This window comes from Streptococcus sp. HMSC066F10 (assembly GCF_001813805.1).
GTDB lineage: Bacteria > Bacillota > Bacilli > Lactobacillales > Streptococcaceae > Streptococcus > Streptococcus vaginalis.
The window spans coordinates 1-15,664 of record NZ_KV813993.1 but is presented as its reverse complement, the minus strand read 5'-3'; the positions used below and the strand labels follow the sequence as shown (position 1 = coordinate 15,664).

General features: G+C 40.0%; 29 protein-coding genes. All 29 read left to right on the top strand.

The window, feature by feature from the left end; all coding sequences use genetic code 11:
* The first annotated feature begins 342 nt into the window (after positions 1-342).
* The 29 genes from rpsJ to rplQ all read left to right on the top strand — a co-directional run bounded on the left by rpsJ (position 343) and on the right by rplQ (position 15,372).
* On the top strand, positions 343-651 hold the full coding sequence (rpsJ, locus tag HMPREF2933_RS07940) for a 30S ribosomal protein S10 (RefSeq protein WP_002894478.1): 309 nt from the start codon (positions 343-345) through the stop codon (positions 649-651).
* Between the two features lie 206 nt (positions 652-857).
* Complete coding sequence (gene rplC, locus HMPREF2933_RS07935; protein ID WP_024053189.1) at positions 858-1,484, top strand: 50S ribosomal protein L3; 627 nt, start codon at positions 858-860, stop codon at positions 1,482-1,484.
* Between the two features lie 24 nt (positions 1,485-1,508).
* Positions 1,509-2,132, top strand: coding sequence for a 50S ribosomal protein L4 (gene rplD / locus HMPREF2933_RS07930; RefSeq protein WP_003026556.1), 624 nt, complete (start codon positions 1,509-1,511; stop codon positions 2,130-2,132).
* Complete coding sequence (locus tag HMPREF2933_RS07925; protein WP_024053188.1) at positions 2,132-2,428, top strand: 50S ribosomal protein L23; 297 nt, start codon at positions 2,132-2,134, stop codon at positions 2,426-2,428. The genes rplD and HMPREF2933_RS07925 overlap by 1 nt, the downstream gene beginning before the upstream one ends.
* 17 nt (positions 2,429-2,445) lie before the next feature.
* Positions 2,446-3,279 (top strand): 50S ribosomal protein L2, encoded by an 834-nt coding sequence (rplB, locus tag HMPREF2933_RS07920; RefSeq protein ID WP_003026553.1) that lies wholly within the window; start codon positions 2,446-2,448, stop codon positions 3,277-3,279.
* 237 nt (positions 3,280-3,516) lie between these two features.
* The gene (gene rpsS / locus HMPREF2933_RS07915) at positions 3,517-3,795 is read left to right on the top strand and encodes a 30S ribosomal protein S19 (RefSeq protein ID WP_000533765.1); all 279 of its coding nucleotides are present in this window, start codon (positions 3,517-3,519) and stop codon (positions 3,793-3,795) included.
* A gap of 14 nt (positions 3,796-3,809) precedes the next feature.
* Positions 3,810-4,154, top strand: a complete 345-nt coding sequence (rplV, locus tag HMPREF2933_RS07910; RefSeq protein WP_003026550.1) for a 50S ribosomal protein L22 — start codon at positions 3,810-3,812, stop codon at positions 4,152-4,154.
* Positions 4,155-4,166: 12 nt separating this feature from the next.
* Positions 4,167-4,820, top strand: coding sequence for a 30S ribosomal protein S3 (gene rpsC / locus HMPREF2933_RS07905; protein ID WP_021002172.1), 654 nt, complete (start codon positions 4,167-4,169; stop codon positions 4,818-4,820).
* Positions 4,821-4,823: 3 nt separating this feature from the next.
* A complete protein-coding gene (rplP, locus tag HMPREF2933_RS07900; protein ID WP_003029477.1) occupies positions 4,824-5,237 on the top strand; it encodes a 50S ribosomal protein L16 in 414 nt (137 codons plus the stop codon).
* A gap of 9 nt (positions 5,238-5,246) precedes the next feature.
* A complete protein-coding gene (gene rpmC, locus HMPREF2933_RS07895; RefSeq protein WP_003029476.1) occupies positions 5,247-5,453 on the top strand; it encodes a 50S ribosomal protein L29 in 207 nt (68 codons plus the stop codon).
* A gap of 27 nt (positions 5,454-5,480) precedes the next feature.
* On the top strand, positions 5,481-5,741 hold the full coding sequence (rpsQ, locus tag HMPREF2933_RS07890; RefSeq protein ID WP_003026542.1) for a 30S ribosomal protein S17: 261 nt from the start codon (positions 5,481-5,483) through the stop codon (positions 5,739-5,741).
* 25 nt (positions 5,742-5,766) lie between these two features.
* The gene (gene rplN / locus HMPREF2933_RS07885; protein WP_003026541.1) at positions 5,767-6,135 is read left to right on the top strand and encodes a 50S ribosomal protein L14; all 369 of its coding nucleotides are present in this window, start codon (positions 5,767-5,769) and stop codon (positions 6,133-6,135) included.
* 75 nt (positions 6,136-6,210) lie between these two features.
* Entirely contained in the window at positions 6,211-6,516 is a 306-nt protein-coding gene (rplX, locus tag HMPREF2933_RS07880) for a 50S ribosomal protein L24 (protein WP_003026539.1), read from the top strand.
* A gap of 23 nt (positions 6,517-6,539) precedes the next feature.
* Positions 6,540-7,082, top strand: coding sequence for a 50S ribosomal protein L5 (gene rplE, locus HMPREF2933_RS07875; protein ID WP_003026536.1), 543 nt, complete (start codon positions 6,540-6,542; stop codon positions 7,080-7,082).
* Between the two features lie 17 nt (positions 7,083-7,099).
* Positions 7,100-7,285: a type Z 30S ribosomal protein S14 gene (locus HMPREF2933_RS07870; protein WP_070672756.1), complete on the top strand. Its 186-nt coding sequence runs from the start codon at positions 7,100-7,102 to the stop codon at positions 7,283-7,285.
* A gap of 323 nt (positions 7,286-7,608) precedes the next feature.
* Positions 7,609-8,007: a 30S ribosomal protein S8 gene (rpsH, locus tag HMPREF2933_RS07865; protein WP_022526031.1), complete on the top strand. Its 399-nt coding sequence runs from the start codon at positions 7,609-7,611 to the stop codon at positions 8,005-8,007.
* A 239-nt stretch (positions 8,008-8,246) separates the two neighbouring features.
* The gene (gene rplF, locus HMPREF2933_RS07860; protein ID WP_022526030.1) at positions 8,247-8,783 is read left to right on the top strand and encodes a 50S ribosomal protein L6; all 537 of its coding nucleotides are present in this window, start codon (positions 8,247-8,249) and stop codon (positions 8,781-8,783) included.
* An 81-nt stretch (positions 8,784-8,864) separates the two neighbouring features.
* Positions 8,865-9,221 carry a 50S ribosomal protein L18 gene (gene rplR / locus HMPREF2933_RS07855; protein ID WP_003026531.1) on the top strand — a complete coding sequence of 119 codons (357 nt, stop codon included), beginning with the start codon at positions 8,865-8,867 and terminating at the stop codon, positions 9,219-9,221.
* A gap of 18 nt (positions 9,222-9,239) precedes the next feature.
* A complete protein-coding gene (gene rpsE, locus HMPREF2933_RS07850) occupies positions 9,240-9,734 on the top strand; it encodes a 30S ribosomal protein S5 (protein ID WP_003029472.1) in 495 nt (164 codons plus the stop codon).
* A gap of 14 nt (positions 9,735-9,748) precedes the next feature.
* Complete coding sequence (gene rpmD, locus HMPREF2933_RS07845; RefSeq protein WP_003029471.1) at positions 9,749-9,931, top strand: 50S ribosomal protein L30; 183 nt, start codon at positions 9,749-9,751, stop codon at positions 9,929-9,931.
* Between the two features lie 160 nt (positions 9,932-10,091).
* Positions 10,092-10,532, top strand: a complete 441-nt coding sequence (rplO, locus tag HMPREF2933_RS07840) for a 50S ribosomal protein L15 (protein WP_003026525.1) — start codon at positions 10,092-10,094, stop codon at positions 10,530-10,532.
* 12 nt (positions 10,533-10,544) lie between these two features.
* The gene (gene secY, locus HMPREF2933_RS07835) at positions 10,545-11,852 is read left to right on the top strand and encodes a preprotein translocase subunit SecY (RefSeq protein ID WP_003026523.1); all 1,308 of its coding nucleotides are present in this window, start codon (positions 10,545-10,547) and stop codon (positions 11,850-11,852) included.
* A gap of 241 nt (positions 11,853-12,093) precedes the next feature.
* Positions 12,094-12,732 (top strand): adenylate kinase, encoded by a 639-nt coding sequence (locus HMPREF2933_RS07830; RefSeq protein ID WP_003031144.1) that lies wholly within the window; start codon positions 12,094-12,096, stop codon positions 12,730-12,732.
* Between the two features lie 115 nt (positions 12,733-12,847).
* On the top strand, positions 12,848-13,066 hold the full coding sequence (gene infA / locus HMPREF2933_RS07825; RefSeq protein ID WP_001029883.1) for a translation initiation factor IF-1: 219 nt from the start codon (positions 12,848-12,850) through the stop codon (positions 13,064-13,066).
* Between the two features lie 24 nt (positions 13,067-13,090).
* The gene (rpmJ, locus tag HMPREF2933_RS09820; RefSeq protein ID WP_001808836.1) at positions 13,091-13,207 is read left to right on the top strand and encodes a 50S ribosomal protein L36; all 117 of its coding nucleotides are present in this window, start codon (positions 13,091-13,093) and stop codon (positions 13,205-13,207) included.
* 15 nt (positions 13,208-13,222) lie between these two features.
* Positions 13,223-13,588, top strand: coding sequence for a 30S ribosomal protein S13 (gene rpsM / locus HMPREF2933_RS07820; protein WP_002262317.1), 366 nt, complete (start codon positions 13,223-13,225; stop codon positions 13,586-13,588).
* A gap of 19 nt (positions 13,589-13,607) precedes the next feature.
* Positions 13,608-13,991 carry a 30S ribosomal protein S11 gene (gene rpsK, locus HMPREF2933_RS07815; RefSeq protein ID WP_001118385.1) on the top strand — a complete coding sequence of 128 codons (384 nt, stop codon included), beginning with the start codon at positions 13,608-13,610 and terminating at the stop codon, positions 13,989-13,991.
* Between the two features lie 44 nt (positions 13,992-14,035).
* The gene (locus tag HMPREF2933_RS07810; protein ID WP_024053187.1) at positions 14,036-14,974 is read left to right on the top strand and encodes a DNA-directed RNA polymerase subunit alpha; all 939 of its coding nucleotides are present in this window, start codon (positions 14,036-14,038) and stop codon (positions 14,972-14,974) included.
* A gap of 11 nt (positions 14,975-14,985) precedes the next feature.
* Positions 14,986-15,372 (top strand): 50S ribosomal protein L17, encoded by a 387-nt coding sequence (rplQ, locus tag HMPREF2933_RS07805; protein WP_003026513.1) that lies wholly within the window; start codon positions 14,986-14,988, stop codon positions 15,370-15,372.
* Positions 15,373-15,664: the final 292 nt, after the last annotated feature.

Below are 15,664 nucleotides of genomic sequence, written 5' to 3'. Positions count from 1 at the left end.
AAATGATTTGTAAATGTCAAGCCTCATTTTAAATGAGACTTGATTTTTTTGTGTTGGTACTCACGACTAATAAAGATTTCTATATTTAATCTCTTGCTTTTTCAGAAGATAGTAAAAGCTCAATAAGAAAGGGGAACGCTTTTAAATAAAAAAACTAAAAAACTTGCTCAAATCCCTTGCAATCAGTAAGGCTTTGTGTTATTCTATTATGGTGCTGTGAAAAACAGTCTGTAGCTTTGATGCAAGAGGTTGCGACACGCTCGGTTGCATTGCCACGCAATGGCGTCTCGGTTTTCTTGTGGAGCTAGCCTATTATCTTAAATAGACGAAAAGGAGAAAAAGATGGCAAACAAAAAAATCCGTATCCGTTTGAAAGCATACGAACATCGTACACTTGATACAGCGGCTGCAAAAATCGTAGAAACTGCTACTCGTACAGGTGCAGAAGTTGCAGGACCAATCCCACTTCCAACTGAACGTAGCCTCTACACAATCATTCGTGCGACTCACAAATACAAAGATTCTCGCGAACAATTTGAAATGCGTACACACAAACGTTTGATTGATATCATCAACCCAACTCAAAAAACAGTTGATGCTTTGATGAAGTTGGATCTTCCAAGTGGTGTGAACGTAGAAATCAAACTATAATCAGATGCAAGGTAAAAGTATTCGGGCTTAACTGGATACGGGCTAAGAGCTCTGCAAAAAAGATGAACTTCCTAGTGTTCGTCGAACACTGCGTCAGTTTCCTATTTTTACCAGGCTCTCTTAACGCCCTTAATATCTTAATCTTGAGCATAAAAAACGCTCGTTAAAAACTTTTTGAAAAAATATAGAAAAGGAAACATTTTCTCATGACAAAAGGAATCTTAGGGAAAAAAGTGGGAATGACTCAAATCTTCACTGAAGCTGGCGAATTGATCCCTGTAACTGTTGTTGAAGCAACACCAAACGTGGTTCTTCAAGTAAAAACAGTTGAAACAGATGGTTATAACGCTGTTCAAGTCGGTTTTGACGACCTTCGTGATGTATTGAGCAACAAACCTGCTAAAGGACATGTAGCGAAAGCTAACACGGCTCCTAAGCGCTTCATTCGTGAATTCAAAAACATTGAAGGCTTAGAGGTCGGTGCAGAAATCGCAGTAGATACATTCGAAGCTGGCGATGTTGTTGATGTAACAGGGACTTCAAAAGGTAAAGGTTTCCAAGGTGTTATCAAACGCCACGGTCAATCACGTGGTCCAATGGCTCACGGTTCTCGTTATCACCGTCGTCCTGGTTCTATGGGACCAGTTGCGCCTAACCGTGTTTTCAAAAACAAACACTTGGCAGGACGCATGGGTGGCAATCGTGTAACGATTCAAAACCTTGAAATCGCACAAGTTGTTCCAGAGAAAAACGTTATCCTCATCAAAGGTAACGTGCCTGGTGCTAAGAAATCTCTTATCACTATCAAGTCAGCAGTTAAAGCTGGTAAATAATAAAGAAAGGGGAAATCAGTCACAATGGCAAACGTAAAATTATTTGACCAAACTGGTAAAGAAGCTGGTGAAGTAGTTCTTAACGATGCAGTATTTGGTATTGAGCCAAATGAATCAGTTGTCTTTGACGTTGTTATCAGTCAACGTGCAAGCCTTCGTCAAGGAACTCACGCTGTTAAAAACCGCTCTGCAGTATCAGGTGGCGGACGCAAACCATGGCGTCAAAAAGGAACTGGACGTGCGCGTCAAGGTTCTATTCGCTCTCCACAATGGCGTGGTGGTGGTACCGTATTTGGTCCAACTCCTCGTTCATACGCCTACAAACTTCCACAAAAAGTTCGTAGATTGGCACTTAAATCAGTTTATTCTGAAAAAGTTGCTGAGGACAAATTCGTAGCTGTAGACAGCCTTTCATTTACAGCTCCAAAGACTGCTGAGTTTGCAAAAGTACTTGCTGCGCTTAGCCTTGATACAAAAGTACTTGTAATTCTCGAAGAAGGAAACGAATTTGCTGCACTTTCAGCTCGTAACCTTCCAAATGTGAAAGTTGCAACAGCAACAACTGCAAGTGTTCTTGATATCGTAAATAGCGACAAACTTCTTGTTACTAAAGAAGCTATCTCTACAATCGAGGAGGTTCTTGCATAATGAATTTGTATGACGTAATCAAAAAGCCTATCATCACAGAAAGCACAATGGCTCTTCTTGAAGAAGGTAAATACGTATTTGAAGTGGACACTCGTGCTCATAAACTTTTGATCAAACAAGCGGTTGAAGCTGCTTTTGACGGAGTGAAAGTTGCAAATGTGAACACAATCAATGTAAAACCAAAAGCAAAACGTATAGGGCGTTATACTGGTTTTACAAACAAAACTAAAAAAGCTATCATCACTCTTACAGCTGATTCAAAAGCAATCGAGTTGTTCGGTGCTGAAGCAGAATAATCTAAGGAGGAAATATCGTGGGAATCAGAGTTTATAAACCAACTACAAATGGTCGCCGTAATATGACTTCTTTGGATTTTGCTGAAATCACAACGAGCACTCCAGAAAAAACTTTGCTTGTTTCTTTGAACAACAAAGCTGGTCGTAACAACAACGGTCGTATCACAGTTCGTCACCAAGGTGGTGGACACAAACGCCATTACCGTTTGATTGACTTCAAACGTAACAAAGACGGTGTTGAAGCAGTTGTTAAAACAATTGAATACGATCCAAATCGTTCAGCAAACATCGCTCTTGTACATTACACTGACGGTGTGAAAGCTTACATCATCGCTCCTAAAGGCCTTGAAGTTGGTCAACGCATCGTTTCTGGACCAGAAGCGGATATTAAAGTCGGAAATGCTCTTCCACTTGCTAATATCCCAGTTGGTACATTGATTCATAATATTGAATTGAAACCAGGACATGGTGGTGAATTAGTACGTGCTGCTGGAGCTTCTGCCCAAGTATTGGGACAAGAAGGTAAATATGTTCTTGTTCGTTTGCAATCAGGCGAAGTTCGCATGATTCTTGGAACTTGCCGTGCAACTGTCGGTGTTGTTGGAAATGAACAACATGGATTGGTTAACCTTGGTAAGGCTGGACGCAGCCGCTGGAAAGGCATCCGCCCAACAGTCCGCGGTTCTGTAATGAACCCGAACGATCACCCACACGGTGGTGGTGAAGGTAAAGCACCAGTTGGTCGTAAAGCACCATCTACTCCATGGGGCAAACCTGCTCTTGGACTTAAAACTCGTAACAAGAAAGCGAAATCCGACAAACTTATTATTCGTCGTCGCAACGAGAAATAGGCGGCTGAGCAGAAGTTTGGCGGTTTAGCTGCCAAACTTCATTGCGAAACCTTGGCAAAGTTGATTAGATGTGTAGCAAGGCTGATAGCTATAGCTAACTAGCAATCAACTACTGCCCCTCGTGAGTTGTTACATACTTATAATTAGCGAGCTAACTCGCAAAATTCCGCCAGCTCGGTAGCGCTGATTGTCAGTGCAAGCCGTTGTGGTACATATTTTAAAGGAGAAAACATAAAAATGGGACGCAGTCTTAAAAAAGGACCTTTCGTCGATGAGCATTTGATGAAAAAAGTTGAAGCTCAAGCCAACGACGAAAAGAAAAAAGTCATCAAAACTTGGTCACGTCGTTCTACGATTTTCCCAAGTTTCATCGGATATACAATTGCAGTTTATGATGGACGTAAACATGTTCCTGTTTACATCCAAGAAGACATGGTAGGGCACAAACTTGGTGAATTTGCACCAACTCGTACTTACAAAGGTCACGCTGCTGACGACAAGAAGACACGTAGATAAGAGAGGAGAAAAACATGGCAGAAATTACTTCAGCTAAAGCAATGGCTCGTACAGTGCGCGTTTCACCTCGTAAATCTCGTCTAGTTCTTGACAATATCCGCGGGAAAGACGTCGCTGACGCAATCGCAATCTTGAAATTCACACCAAACAAAGCTGCTGGCATTATCGAAAAAGTGTTGAATTCAGCAATCGCTAATGCAGAAAACAACTTTGGCTTGGAAAAAGCAAACTTGGTAGTATCTGAAGCTTACGCAAACGAAGGACCAACAATGAAACGTTTCCGTCCACGTGCAAAAGGTTCAGCTTCACCAATCAACAAACGCACTAGCCACATCACAGTGGTCGTTGCAGAAAAATAAGGAGGTAAAATCGTGGGTCAAAAAGTACATCCAATAGGTATGCGTGTCGGTATCATCCGTGACTGGGATGCCAAATGGTATGCTGAAAAAGAATACGCGGATTACCTTCATGAAGATCTTGCAATCCGTAAATTCGTTCAAAAAGAATTAGCTGACGCAGCTGTTTCAACTATTGAAATCGAACGCGCAGTAAATAAAGTAAACGTTTCTCTTCACACTGCTAAACCAGGTATGGTTATCGGTAAAGGTGGAGCAAACGTTGATGCACTTCGTGCAAAACTTAACAAATTGACTGGTAAACAAGTCCACATCAACATCATTGAAATCAAATCACCAGATTTGGATGCTCATCTTGTTGGTGAAGGAATTGCTCGCCAATTAGAACAACGTGTTGCTTTCCGTCGTGCTCAAAAACAAGCAATCCAACGTACCATGCGTGCGGGAGCTAAAGGAATTAAAACTCAAGTATCTGGCCGCTTGAACGGTGCTGATATCGCTCGTAGTGAAGGGTATTCTGAAGGGACTGTTCCGCTTCATACGCTTCGTGCAGATATTGATTACGCTTGGGAAGAAGCAGATACTACTTACGGTAAACTTGGTGTTAAAGTATGGATTTACCGCGGAGAAGTTCTTCCAGCTCGTAAAAACACTAAAGGAGGTAAATAACCAATGTTAGTACCTAAACGTGTTAAACACCGCCGCGAATTTCGTGGTAAAATGCGCGGTGAAGCTAAAGGTGGTAAGGAAGTGGCATTTGGAGAATATGGCCTTCAAGCAACTACTAGCCATTGGATCACAAACCGCCAAATCGAAGCTGCTCGTATCGCTATGACGCGTTACATGAAACGTGGTGGTAAAGTTTGGATTAAAATCTTCCCACACAAATCATACACTGCCAAAGCTATCGGGGTTCGTATGGGATCTGGGAAAGGTGCTCCAGAAGGTTGGGTTGCACCAGTTAAACGTGGTAAAGTGATGTTTGAAATCGCTGGTGTGCCTGAGGAAGTTGCTCGCGAAGCGCTTCGTCTTGCAAGCCACAAATTACCGGTTAAAACAAAATTCGTGAAACGTGAAGCAGAATAAGGAGAAGGCATGAAACTTAATGAAGTAAAAGAATTTGTTAAAGAACTTCGTGGTCTTTCTCAAGAAGAACTCGCGAAGCGTGAAAGAGAATTGAAGAAAGAATTGTTTGATCTTCGTTTCCAAGCAGCAACGGGTCAATTAGAACAAACTGCACGCTTGAAAGAAGTGAAAAAGCAAATCGCTCGTATCAAAACTGTTCAATCAGAAATGAAATAATAGACTTGGGAAAGGAGAAATTCTAAAATGGAACGTAATCAACGTAAAACGCTTGTTGGACGCGTCGTTTCTGACAAGATGGATAAAACAATCACAGTTGTAGTTGAAACAAAACGTAACCACCCAGTCTATGGTAAGCGTATTAACTACTCTAAAAAATACAAAGCGCATGATGAAAATAACATCGCTAAAGAAGGCGATATTGTTCGTATCATGGAAACTCGTCCGCTTTCAGCTACAAAACGCTTCCGTCTTGTAGAAGTTGTAGAAGAAGCAGTTATCATCTAATCAAACCAGAAAGGAGAAAACTTAAATGATTCAAACAGAAACTCGTTTGAAAGTTGCTGACAACAGCGGTGCCCGCGAAATCTTGACAATCAAAGTTCTTGGTGGTTCAAAGCGTAAATTCGCTAGCATTGGCGATGTCATCGTTGCATCTGTAAAACAAGCTACTCCTGGTGGTGCGGTTAAAAAAGGTGACGTTGTAAAAGCGGTTATCGTTCGTACTAAATCAGGTGCTCGTCGCAAAGATGGTTCATACATCAAATTTGACGAAAATGCTGCAGTGATTATCCGTGATGATAAAACACCTCGCGGGACACGTATCTTTGGTCCAGTTGCACGCGAATTGCGTGAAGGTGGATTTATGAAGATCGTCTCACTTGCTCCAGAAGTACTTTAATCAAAAACAAACTAAGTCCCCTATCTTTGATAGATAGGGTGCCCGTCAGGGCGTAAGAAATCAAAGGAGAAACCAATGTTTGTAAAAACTGGCGACAAAGTTCGCGTGATTGCTGGTAAAGACAAAGGTGTTGAAGCCAAAGTCGTTGCCGCACTTCCAAAAGTAAATAAAGTTGTTGTTGAAGGTGTGAACATCATCAAGAAACACCAAAAACCGAATAACGAAAATCCTCAAGGTGCTATCGTGGAAAAAGAAGCACCAATCCATGTGTCTAATGTTCAAGTGTTGGACAAAAATGGTGTTGCAGGACGTGTTGGCTACAAGTTTGTAGACGGCAAAAAAGTTCGTTACAATAAAAAATCAGGCGAAGTGCTTGACTAATCACGAAGGAAAGGAGAAGTATAATGGCTAATCGTTTAAAAGAAAAATATCTTAATGAAGTAGTTCCTGCTTTGACTGAAAAGTTTAACTACTCATCTGTTATGGCTGTGCCAAAAGTGGATAAAATCGTTTTGAACATGGGTGTTGGAGATGCTGTATCAAATGCTAAAAATCTTGAAAAAGCTGCTGAAGAACTTGCTCTTATCTCAGGTCAAAAACCACTTATCACTAAAGCTAAAAAATCTATCGCCGGCTTCCGTCTTCGTGAAGGTGTAGCGATTGGTGCTAAGGTAACTCTTCGCGGTGAACGCATGTATGAATTCTTGGATAAATTGGTTACTGTATCACTTCCACGTGTTCGTGACTTCCACGGTGTTCCAACAAAATCATTTGATGGACGCGGGAACTACACACTTGGTGTGAAAGAACAATTGATTTTCCCAGAAATCAACTTTGATGATGTCGACAAGACTCGCGGTCTTGACATTGTTATTGTAACAACTGCTAACACGGATGAAGAATCACGTGAATTGCTTACAGGCCTTGGAATGCCTTTTGCAAAATAATCTAGGAGGTAAATAAATTGGCTAAAAAATCAATGATTGCTAAGAACAAACGCCCTGCGAAGTTCTCTACGCAAACTTACACTCGTTGCGAACGTTGTGGTCGTCCACATTCAGTTTACCGCAAGTTTAAACTTTGCCGTGTTTGCTTCCGCGAGTTAGCATACAAAGGACAAATTCCAGGCGTTACCAAAGCTTCTTGGTAATTTAAGATGTGAGAGCGTTAAGAAAACGCAATGAAAATAGGAAGTTTGGTGTAGGAGCGATGCTCCAAGGCAAACTTATCTTTTTCACCAAGTTCTTAGCTTGAACTCAATTAAAACATGATACAAAAGGCGTAACGAGCCCAGCAAAAATAGGGGATTTCGCTCAGGAGCGATGCTCCTAGAGAAATCTATCTATTTTGCACAGCTTGTAGTCCGTGTTCTAATCAGCAAGTCTGTTTAGAGTGTATCCATCAAACTGAGCCTAGCTCAATCATTAACTAGCAAGTGAATTATCAAACTACTAGTAAGAGGAGAAAAACAAAATGGTTATGACTGACCCAATTGCAGACTTTTTGACACGTATTCGTAATGCGAATCAAGCAAAACATGAAGTGCTAGAAGTACCTGCATCAAATATCAAAAAAGGGATTGCTGAAATTCTTAAACACGAAGGTTTTGTGAAGAACGTTGAGTACATTGAAGATGATAAACAAGGTGTTATTCGTGTATTCCTTAAATACGGTCAAAACGGTGAAAAAGTTATCACTGGTTTGAAACGTGTTTCAACACCAGGACTTCGTGTTTACAAAAAATGTGAAGATCTTCCAAAAGTCTTGAATGGACTTGGAATTGCGATTATCTCAACATCTGAAGGCTTGTTGACTGACAAAGAAGCACGCCAAAAGAATGTTGGTGGGGAAGTAATCGCCTACGTTTGGTAATTGCATGATACAAAGAGCGTGACGGACAAAGTGAAAATAGGAAATCTAGCGATGAATGCCCGCATTCAAGATAGATTTATCTTTTTCACACAGGCCGTAGCTCGTGTTCAAATTGGCAAAACTAATTTGAATGATGTATTTGAATAAAACGTTAGAACTATCGTACAAACTACTATGATAGTTCCCCCGTGAAAACTAGTCGTTCTGCGGCTTGACAATCTAACAGGAGAAAACAAAAAATGTCACGTATTGGTAATAAAGTTATTGCATTGCCTGCTGGTGTCGAATTGACAAACAAAGACAATGTCGTAACTGTAAAAGGACCTAAAGGAGAACTCACTCGTACGTTCTCTAAAGATATTGATATTCGTGTGGAAGGAACTGAAGTAACTCTTCACCGTCCAAACGATACAAAAGAAATGAAAACAATCCACGGAACAACTCGTGCTCTTTTGAACAACATGGTTCATGGTGTATCAGAAGGATTCAAGAAAGAACTTGAAATGCGTGGGGTTGGATACCGTGCTCAACTTCAAGGAAAAAAATTGGTACTTTCAGTTGGTAAATCTCATCCAGATGAAGTGGAAGCTCCTAAAGGTATTACTTTTGAACTTCCAAATCCAACGACTATTGTTGTGAACGGAATCTCAAAAGAAGTAGTTGGACAAACTGCTGCTTATATCCGTAGCTTGCGTGCTCCTGAACCATATAAAGGGAAAGGTATCCGCTACGTTGGTGAATTCGTCCGCCGTAAAGAAGGTAAAACTGGTAAATAATATTATAAGGTTGTTTTTTAACCAAAATATTTATTTCCAACTTTGTGCTTAGGCACGAAATAAAATTAAGAGGTGAAAATTGTGATTTCGAAACCAGATAAAAATAAAGTCCGCCAAAAACGCCACCGTCGCGTTCGCGGAAAACTCTCTGGAACTGCTGATCGCCCACGTTTGAACGTATTCCGTTCTAATACAGGCATCTACGCTCAAGTAATTGATGACGTAGCGGGTGTAACGCTCGCAAGCGCTTCAACTCTTGACAAAGAAGTTTCAAAAGGAACTAAAACTGAACAAGCCGTTGTTGTCGGCAAACTTGTTGCTGAACGTGCAGTTGCTAAAGGTATTACTGAAGTGGTGTTTGACCGCGGTGGATATCTATATCACGGACGTGTAAAAGCTTTGGCTGATGCAGCTCGTGAAAACGGATTGAAATTCTAATAGGGAGGACACTAAAAAATGGCATTTAAAGACAATGCAGTTGAACTTGAAGAACGCGTAGTTGCGATTAACCGTGTTACAAAAGTTGTTAAAGGTGGACGTCGTCTTCGTTTTGCGGCTCTTGTAGTTGTTGGTGACCGTAATGGTCGTGTTGGTTTTGGTACTGGTAAAGCTCAAGAAGTACCAGAAGCAATTCGCAAAGCCGTTGAAGATGCAAAGAAAAACCTAATTGAAGTACCAATGGTTGGCACAACAATTCCTCATGAAGTAACATCTGAATTTGGTGGAGCTCGTGTCTTGTTGAAACCAGCTGTAGAAGGTGCTGGAGTGGCTGCTGGTGGTGCTGTTCGTGCCGTCATCGAATTGGCAGGTGTAGCAGATGTAACATCTAAATCACTTGGTTCTAACACTCCAATCAACATCGTTCGCGCAACTGTTGAAGGTTTGAAACAATTAAAACGCGCTGAAGAAGTTGCTGCCCTTCGTGGTATTTCAGTTTCTGACTTAGCATAAGAAAGGAGATTCACATGGCTCAAATTAAAATTACTTTGACAAAGTCTCCAATCGGACGCATTCCGTCACAACGTAAAACTGTTGTAGCACTTGGACTTGGCAAATTAAATAGCTCAGTTATCAAAGAAGATAATGCTGCTGTTCGTGGTATGATTACAGCAGTATCACACTTGGTAACTGTTGAAGAAGTTAAGTAAGTAATCATTTTGCTAACAAAACTTTAAATTGAAATAAACTAGGGGATGAGAGGATTTTCTCAGCCCCTTAAACTAAATATATGTATAGGCGAGTTTATCCTGAGGACACCTTTTTCTCAGTATAAGCGCTAGCATTTTACAAAAGAGGAGAAAAAATATAATGAAACTTCATGAATTACAACCTGCTACAGGTTCTCGTAAAGTCCGTAACCGTGTTGGTCGTGGTACTTCATCTGGTAATGGTAAAACAGCTGGACGTGGTCAAAAAGGTCAAAAAGCTCGTAGTGGTGGTAAAGTTCGTCTTGGTTTTGAAGGTGGACAAACACCATTGTTCCGTCGCATGCCAAAACGTGGTTTCTTGAACATCAATCGTAAAGAATATGCAATTGTAAATCTTGATCAATTGAATGTTTTTGAAGACGGGGCAGAAGTAACTCCAGTTGTCCTTATCGAAGCAGGGATTGTAAAAGCTGAAAAATCTGGTGTTAAGATTCTTGGTAACGGCGAATTGACAAAGAAATTGACTGTGAAAGCAGCTAAATTCTCTAAATCAGCCGAAGAAGCTATCACTGCTAAAGGTGGTTCAGTGGAAGTCATCTAAGCGAGGTGACCTATGTTTTTTAAACTATTAAAAGATGCATTAAAAATCAAACAGGTTCGTTCAAAAATTCTCTTTACAATTTTTATTGTATTAGTATTTCGAATTGGTACGACGATTACTGTTCCAGGTGTTAATGCAAAAAGCTTGGAAGCTCTTAACGGGCTTTCATTTCTAAACATGCTCAGCCTTGTGTCAGGTAATGCTTTGCGAAATTTCTCAGTATTTGCATTGGGAGTTAGTCCGTATATTACCGCCTCTATTGTTGTTCAATTGCTACAAATGGATATTTTACCTAAGTTTGTAGAATGGGGCAAGCAAGGTGAAGTTGGACGAAGAAAGTTAAATCAAGCAACGCGCTATATTGCCTTAGTCTTGGCGTTTGTTCAATCTATCGGTATTACAGCAGGTTTCCATACCTTGTCTAGTGCTAAGTTGGTGGCAACGCCTAACTGGCAAACTTATTTGCTGATTGGTTTTCTGTTAACGACGGGTTCTATGATTGTGACTTGGTTAGGGGAACAAATTACAGATAAAGGCTATGGTAACGGTGTTTCTATGATTATCTTTGCAGGTATCGTAGCAGCAATTCCAGGAATGATTAAGAGTATATATGTAGACTACTTTGTCAATGTACCAAGCAGCCGTATTACTTCATCTATCATTTTTGTTACTATTCTGATTATAGCTGTTTTACTCATTGTTTACTTTACAACCTTCGTTCAACAAGCAGAATACAAAATTCCAATCCAGTATACAAAGATTGCGCAAGGTGCGCCTTCTAGCTCATACCTTCCTTTGAAGGTCAATCCGGCGGGTGTTATTCCGGTTATCTTTGCAAGTTCGATTACTGCCGCACCTGCAGCTATTTTCCAATTTTTGACAGCTACAGGTCATAATGCACAATGGGTTCGAGTGGCCCAGTCCTTGTTTGCAACAACAACCGCAAGCGGAATTGTGATGTACGCACTCTTGATTATTTTGTTTACATTTTTCTATACATTTGTACAAATCAATCCAGAGAAAACTGCAGAGAATTTGCAAAAGAGCGGTGCCTATATTCATGGTGTACGTCCTGGTAAAGGAACAGAAGAATATATGTCTAAGTTGCTTCGTCGCTTAGCAACAGTTGGTTCACTTTTCTTAGGCTTTATTTCGATTTTACCGATTTTAGCAAAAGATTTGTTTGGATTGACAGATGCTGTTGCTTTAGGTGGTACTAGTTTGCTGATTATTATTGCAACTGGTATTGAAGGAATGAAACAGCTTGAAGGCTACCTTCTGAAGAGAAAATATACTGGCTTTATGAATACAACAGAATAGAAACAGAGTAAAGAAAGATATTCTATACTTTAAAAGCAATTTGCGTTAAAGTACGAACGCAGTGGTTGATGATGAAAATGAGTTTTTGTTTTCATCCTGAATCAACTATATTGCGGGGTGGGAGAGCAAATCGAAAATCATAGATTTTCTGAAGTCTGTCCCACTCTTTCTATTTTGTTTTTAAACAAGTTTATTAAGAATTTGTAATAGATTTATTTAAAAACAAAAAAGGAGAAGGATCATGAATCTTTTGATTATGGGCTTGCCAGGTGCAGGCAAGGGGACTCAAGCGGCCAAAATCGTTGAGGAATTTGGTGTTGCGCATATCTCAACAGGGGATATGTTCCGTGCAGCCATGGCCAACCAAACTGAAATGGGGGTACTTGCGAAATCATATATTGACAAAGGTGAATTAGTGCCAGATGAAGTGACTAATGGGATTGTCAAAGAACGTTTAGCACAAGATGATATTAAAGAAAAAGGCTTTTTATTAGATGGCTACCCACGCACCATTGATCAAGCTCATGCACTGGATCAGATACTTGCTGAACTTGGGCTTACTTTAGACGGGGTTGTTAATATCGAAGTGGATCCTAACAGCTTGCTAGAGCGCTTGAGCGGACGGATTATTCACAAAAAAACGGGAGAAACCTTCCATAAAGTCTTCAATCCACCAGCAGATTATAATGAAGAGGATTATTATCAACGTGAGGATGACAAGCCAGAAACCGTGAAACGCCGTTTAGATGTCAATATCGCTCAAGGAGCACCAATTATTGAGCATTATCGTTCTCAAAATTTGGTTTATGATATTCAAGGAAATCAAGAGATTGATGATGTATTTAAAGATATTGAAAAAGTCTTGTTAAAGTTAAAATAAAAGCGTTTTTTACACTTGCAATATTTGACAAGTAGTGATACAATGAATTAGTCTGACTTATAATTGTTACCTCTGTGTTCAGAGGAATGAATCGAAATTTAGGGGGTGCTTTTGCGTGGCAAAAGACGATGTGATTGAAGTTGAAGGCAAAGTAGTTGATACAATGCCGAATGCAATGTTTACGGTTGAACTTGAAAATGGACATCAGATTTTAGCAACAGTTTCTGGTAAAATTCGTAAAAACTATATTCGTATTTTAGCGGGAGACCGTGTTACTGTCGAGATGAGTCCTTATGATTTGACACGTGGACGGATCACTTACCGCTTTAAATAATCGAAATACTTGGAGGGATAAGAAATGAAAGTAAGACCATCGGTCAAACCAATTTGCGAATACTGCAAAGTTATTCGTCGTAATGGTCGTGTTATGGTGATTTGCCCAGCAAATCCAAAACACAAACAACGTCAAGGATAATAGAAAGGAGAAAAAATGGCTCGTATTGCTGGAGTTGATATTCCAAATGACAAACGTGTAGTTGTTTCACTGACTTATGTATACGGTATTGGTCTTCCAACATCTAAGAAAATTTTAGCAGCTGCTGGAGTTTCAGAGGATATTCGTGTGAAAGATTTAACATCTGATCAAGAAGACGCTATCCGTCGTGAAGTGGATGCTATCAAAGTTGAAGGTGACCTTCGTCGTGAAGTAAACTTAAACATCAAACGTTTGATGGAAATTGGTTCATATCGCGGAATCCGTCATCGTCGTGGACTTCCTGTACGTGGACAAAACACAAAGAACAACGCTCGCACTCGTAAAGGTAAAGCTGTTGCGATTGCTGGTAAGAAAAAATAATATAAGGAGGTAAAAAGTCTTGGCTAAACCAACACGTAAACGTCGTGTGAAGAAAAATATCGAATCTGGTATTGCTCATATTCACGCTACATTTAACAACACTATTGTTATGATTACTGATGTGCATGGTAACGCAATTGCTTGGTCATCTGCCGGAGCTCTTGGATTTAAAGGTTCTCGTAAATCTACACCATTTGCTGCCCAAATGGCATCTGAAGCTGCTGCAAAGTCTGCACAAGAACACGGTCTTAAATCAGTTGAAGTTACTGTTAAAGGTCCAGGTTCTGGTCGTGAGTCAGCTATTCGTGCTCTTGCTGCCGCTGGTCTTGAAGTAACAGCTATTCGTGATGTGACTCCTGTGCCACACAATGGTGCTCGTCCTCCAAAACGTCGCCGTGTATAATCATAAACCATTACACTGCTTTTCGTTTAAGAGGGAGTAACTAAATGATTGAGTTTGAAAAACCAAATATAACAAAAATTGATGAAAAGAAAGACTATGGCATATTTGTAGTAGAACCACTAGAACGTGGTTATGGTACAACGCTTGGGAACTCACTTCGCCGTGTACTTCTTGCATCTCTACCGGGTGCTGCTGTGACATCTATCAATATTGAAGGTGTATTGCACGAATTCGATACAGTTCCAGGTGTCCGTGAAGATGTGATGCAAATCATTCTGAACGTCAAAGGGATTGCTGTAAAATCTTACGTCGAAGACGAAAAGACAATTGAACTGGATGTTGAAGGTCCTGCAGAAATTACTGCCGGTGATATTTTGACGGATAGTGATATTGAAATTGTAAATCCTGATCATTATCTCTTTACAATTGGTGAAGGTGCTAGCTTAAAAGCTATTATGACCGTAAATACAGGTCGTGGTTATGTACCGGCTGATGAAAACAAAAAAGATGATGCACCAGTAGGGACGCTTGCGGTAGATTCAATCTATACGCCGGTGAAAAAAGTTAATTATCAAGTTGAACCAGCTCGCGTTGGTAGCAATGATGGTTTTGATAAATTAACTCTTGAAATCATGACAGACGGGACGATTATTCCAGAAGATGCCCTAGGGCTTTCTGCGCACATTTTAACGGAACATTTAGACCTGTTTACTAACTTAACTGAAGTAGCAAAATCTACTGATGTGATGAGAGAAACAGAAAAAGTTTCAGATGATCGTGTGTTGGATCGTACAATTGAAGAATTAGATTTGTCAGTTCGTTCGTACAACTGTTTGAAACGTGCTGGTATCAATACTGTATTTGATTTGACAGAAAAAACTGAACCTGAAATGATGAAAGTAAGAAATCTAGGACGTAAGAGTCTTGAAGAAGTGAAAGTAAAACTTGCTGATCTCGGTCTTGGATTAAAAAACGATAAATAAAGGAGGAAAACATGGCTTACCGTAAACTAGGACGCACTAGCTCACAACGTAAAGCAATGCTTCGCGACTTGACCACTGACTTGATTATCAACGAATCAATTGTGACAACAGAAGCTCGTGCTAAAGAAATCCGTAAAACAGTTGAAAAAATGATTACTTTGGGTAAACGTGGTGATTTGCATGCTCGTCGTCAAGCAGCAGCTTTTGTTCGTAACGAAATTGCCTCAGAAAACTATGATGAAGAAACAGAAAAGTATACTTCAACTACTGCTCTTCAAAAATTATTCTCTGATTTAGCTCCTCGTTATGCAGAACGTAACGGTGGATATACTCGTATCCTTAAAACTGAACCACGTCGTGGTGATGCTGCTCCAATGGCAATCATTGAATTAGTATAATTTTTATCAATTTTGTTGAGTGTTATGATGATGGAGTAATGTTACTCTTAGTCTAGCTCTGGTCTACCGCTAGGATTTTTCCTAGCGGGAACACTCATCTTATGATAAGAAACGTAGACGCTTGTTTACGAAATTGCTTTTACAAAAAAACAATTTCGTAAGCAGGCGTTTTTTAGAATTTCATAATCGATGCTTCACTACAGAATTTACAGAATTATAATGCTGAATTTATCATGAAAACTCCCAAACAGACATCTGTTAATTTTAACTTTATCCGCTGAAAAGAATGTAA

Coding starts and splice junctions, on each gene's coding strand:
- rplV (WP_003026550.1), top strand. CDS start 3,810: ATGGCAGAAATTACTTCAGCTAAAGCAATGGCTCGTACAGTGCGCGTT.
- rpsQ (WP_003026542.1), top strand. CDS start 5,481: ATGGAACGTAATCAACGTAAAACGCTTGTTGGACGCGTCGTTTCTGAC.
- rpsE (WP_003029472.1), top strand. CDS start 9,240: ATGGCATTTAAAGACAATGCAGTTGAACTTGAAGAACGCGTAGTTGCG.
- rplF (WP_022526030.1), top strand. CDS start 8,247: ATGTCACGTATTGGTAATAAAGTTATTGCATTGCCTGCTGGTGTCGAA.
- rpsS (WP_000533765.1), top strand. CDS start 3,517: ATGGGACGCAGTCTTAAAAAAGGACCTTTCGTCGATGAGCATTTGATG.
- HMPREF2933_RS07925 (WP_024053188.1), top strand. CDS start 2,132: ATGAATTTGTATGACGTAATCAAAAAGCCTATCATCACAGAAAGCACA.
- rplX (WP_003026539.1), top strand. CDS start 6,211: ATGTTTGTAAAAACTGGCGACAAAGTTCGCGTGATTGCTGGTAAAGAC.
- rpsM (WP_002262317.1), top strand. CDS start 13,223: ATGGCTCGTATTGCTGGAGTTGATATTCCAAATGACAAACGTGTAGTT.
- rplD (WP_003026556.1), top strand. CDS start 1,509: ATGGCAAACGTAAAATTATTTGACCAAACTGGTAAAGAAGCTGGTGAA.
- rpmD (WP_003029471.1), top strand. CDS start 9,749: ATGGCTCAAATTAAAATTACTTTGACAAAGTCTCCAATCGGACGCATT.
- rplP (WP_003029477.1), top strand. CDS start 4,824: ATGTTAGTACCTAAACGTGTTAAACACCGCCGCGAATTTCGTGGTAAA.
- rplQ (WP_003026513.1), top strand. CDS start 14,986: ATGGCTTACCGTAAACTAGGACGCACTAGCTCACAACGTAAAGCAATG.
- HMPREF2933_RS07830 (WP_003031144.1), top strand. CDS start 12,094: ATGAATCTTTTGATTATGGGCTTGCCAGGTGCAGGCAAGGGGACTCAA.
- rpsJ (WP_002894478.1), top strand. CDS start 343: ATGGCAAACAAAAAAATCCGTATCCGTTTGAAAGCATACGAACATCGT.
- rplN (WP_003026541.1), top strand. CDS start 5,767: ATGATTCAAACAGAAACTCGTTTGAAAGTTGCTGACAACAGCGGTGCC.
- rplC (WP_024053189.1), top strand. CDS start 858: ATGACAAAAGGAATCTTAGGGAAAAAAGTGGGAATGACTCAAATCTTC.
- secY (WP_003026523.1), top strand. CDS start 10,545: ATGTTTTTTAAACTATTAAAAGATGCATTAAAAATCAAACAGGTTCGT.
- rpsH (WP_022526031.1), top strand. CDS start 7,609: ATGGTTATGACTGACCCAATTGCAGACTTTTTGACACGTATTCGTAAT.
- HMPREF2933_RS07810 (WP_024053187.1), top strand. CDS start 14,036: ATGATTGAGTTTGAAAAACCAAATATAACAAAAATTGATGAAAAGAAA.
- rplO (WP_003026525.1), top strand. CDS start 10,092: ATGAAACTTCATGAATTACAACCTGCTACAGGTTCTCGTAAAGTCCGT.
- rpmJ (WP_001808836.1), top strand. CDS start 13,091: ATGAAAGTAAGACCATCGGTCAAACCAATTTGCGAATACTGCAAAGTT.
- rpmC (WP_003029476.1), top strand. CDS start 5,247: ATGAAACTTAATGAAGTAAAAGAATTTGTTAAAGAACTTCGTGGTCTT.
- rplE (WP_003026536.1), top strand. CDS start 6,540: ATGGCTAATCGTTTAAAAGAAAAATATCTTAATGAAGTAGTTCCTGCT.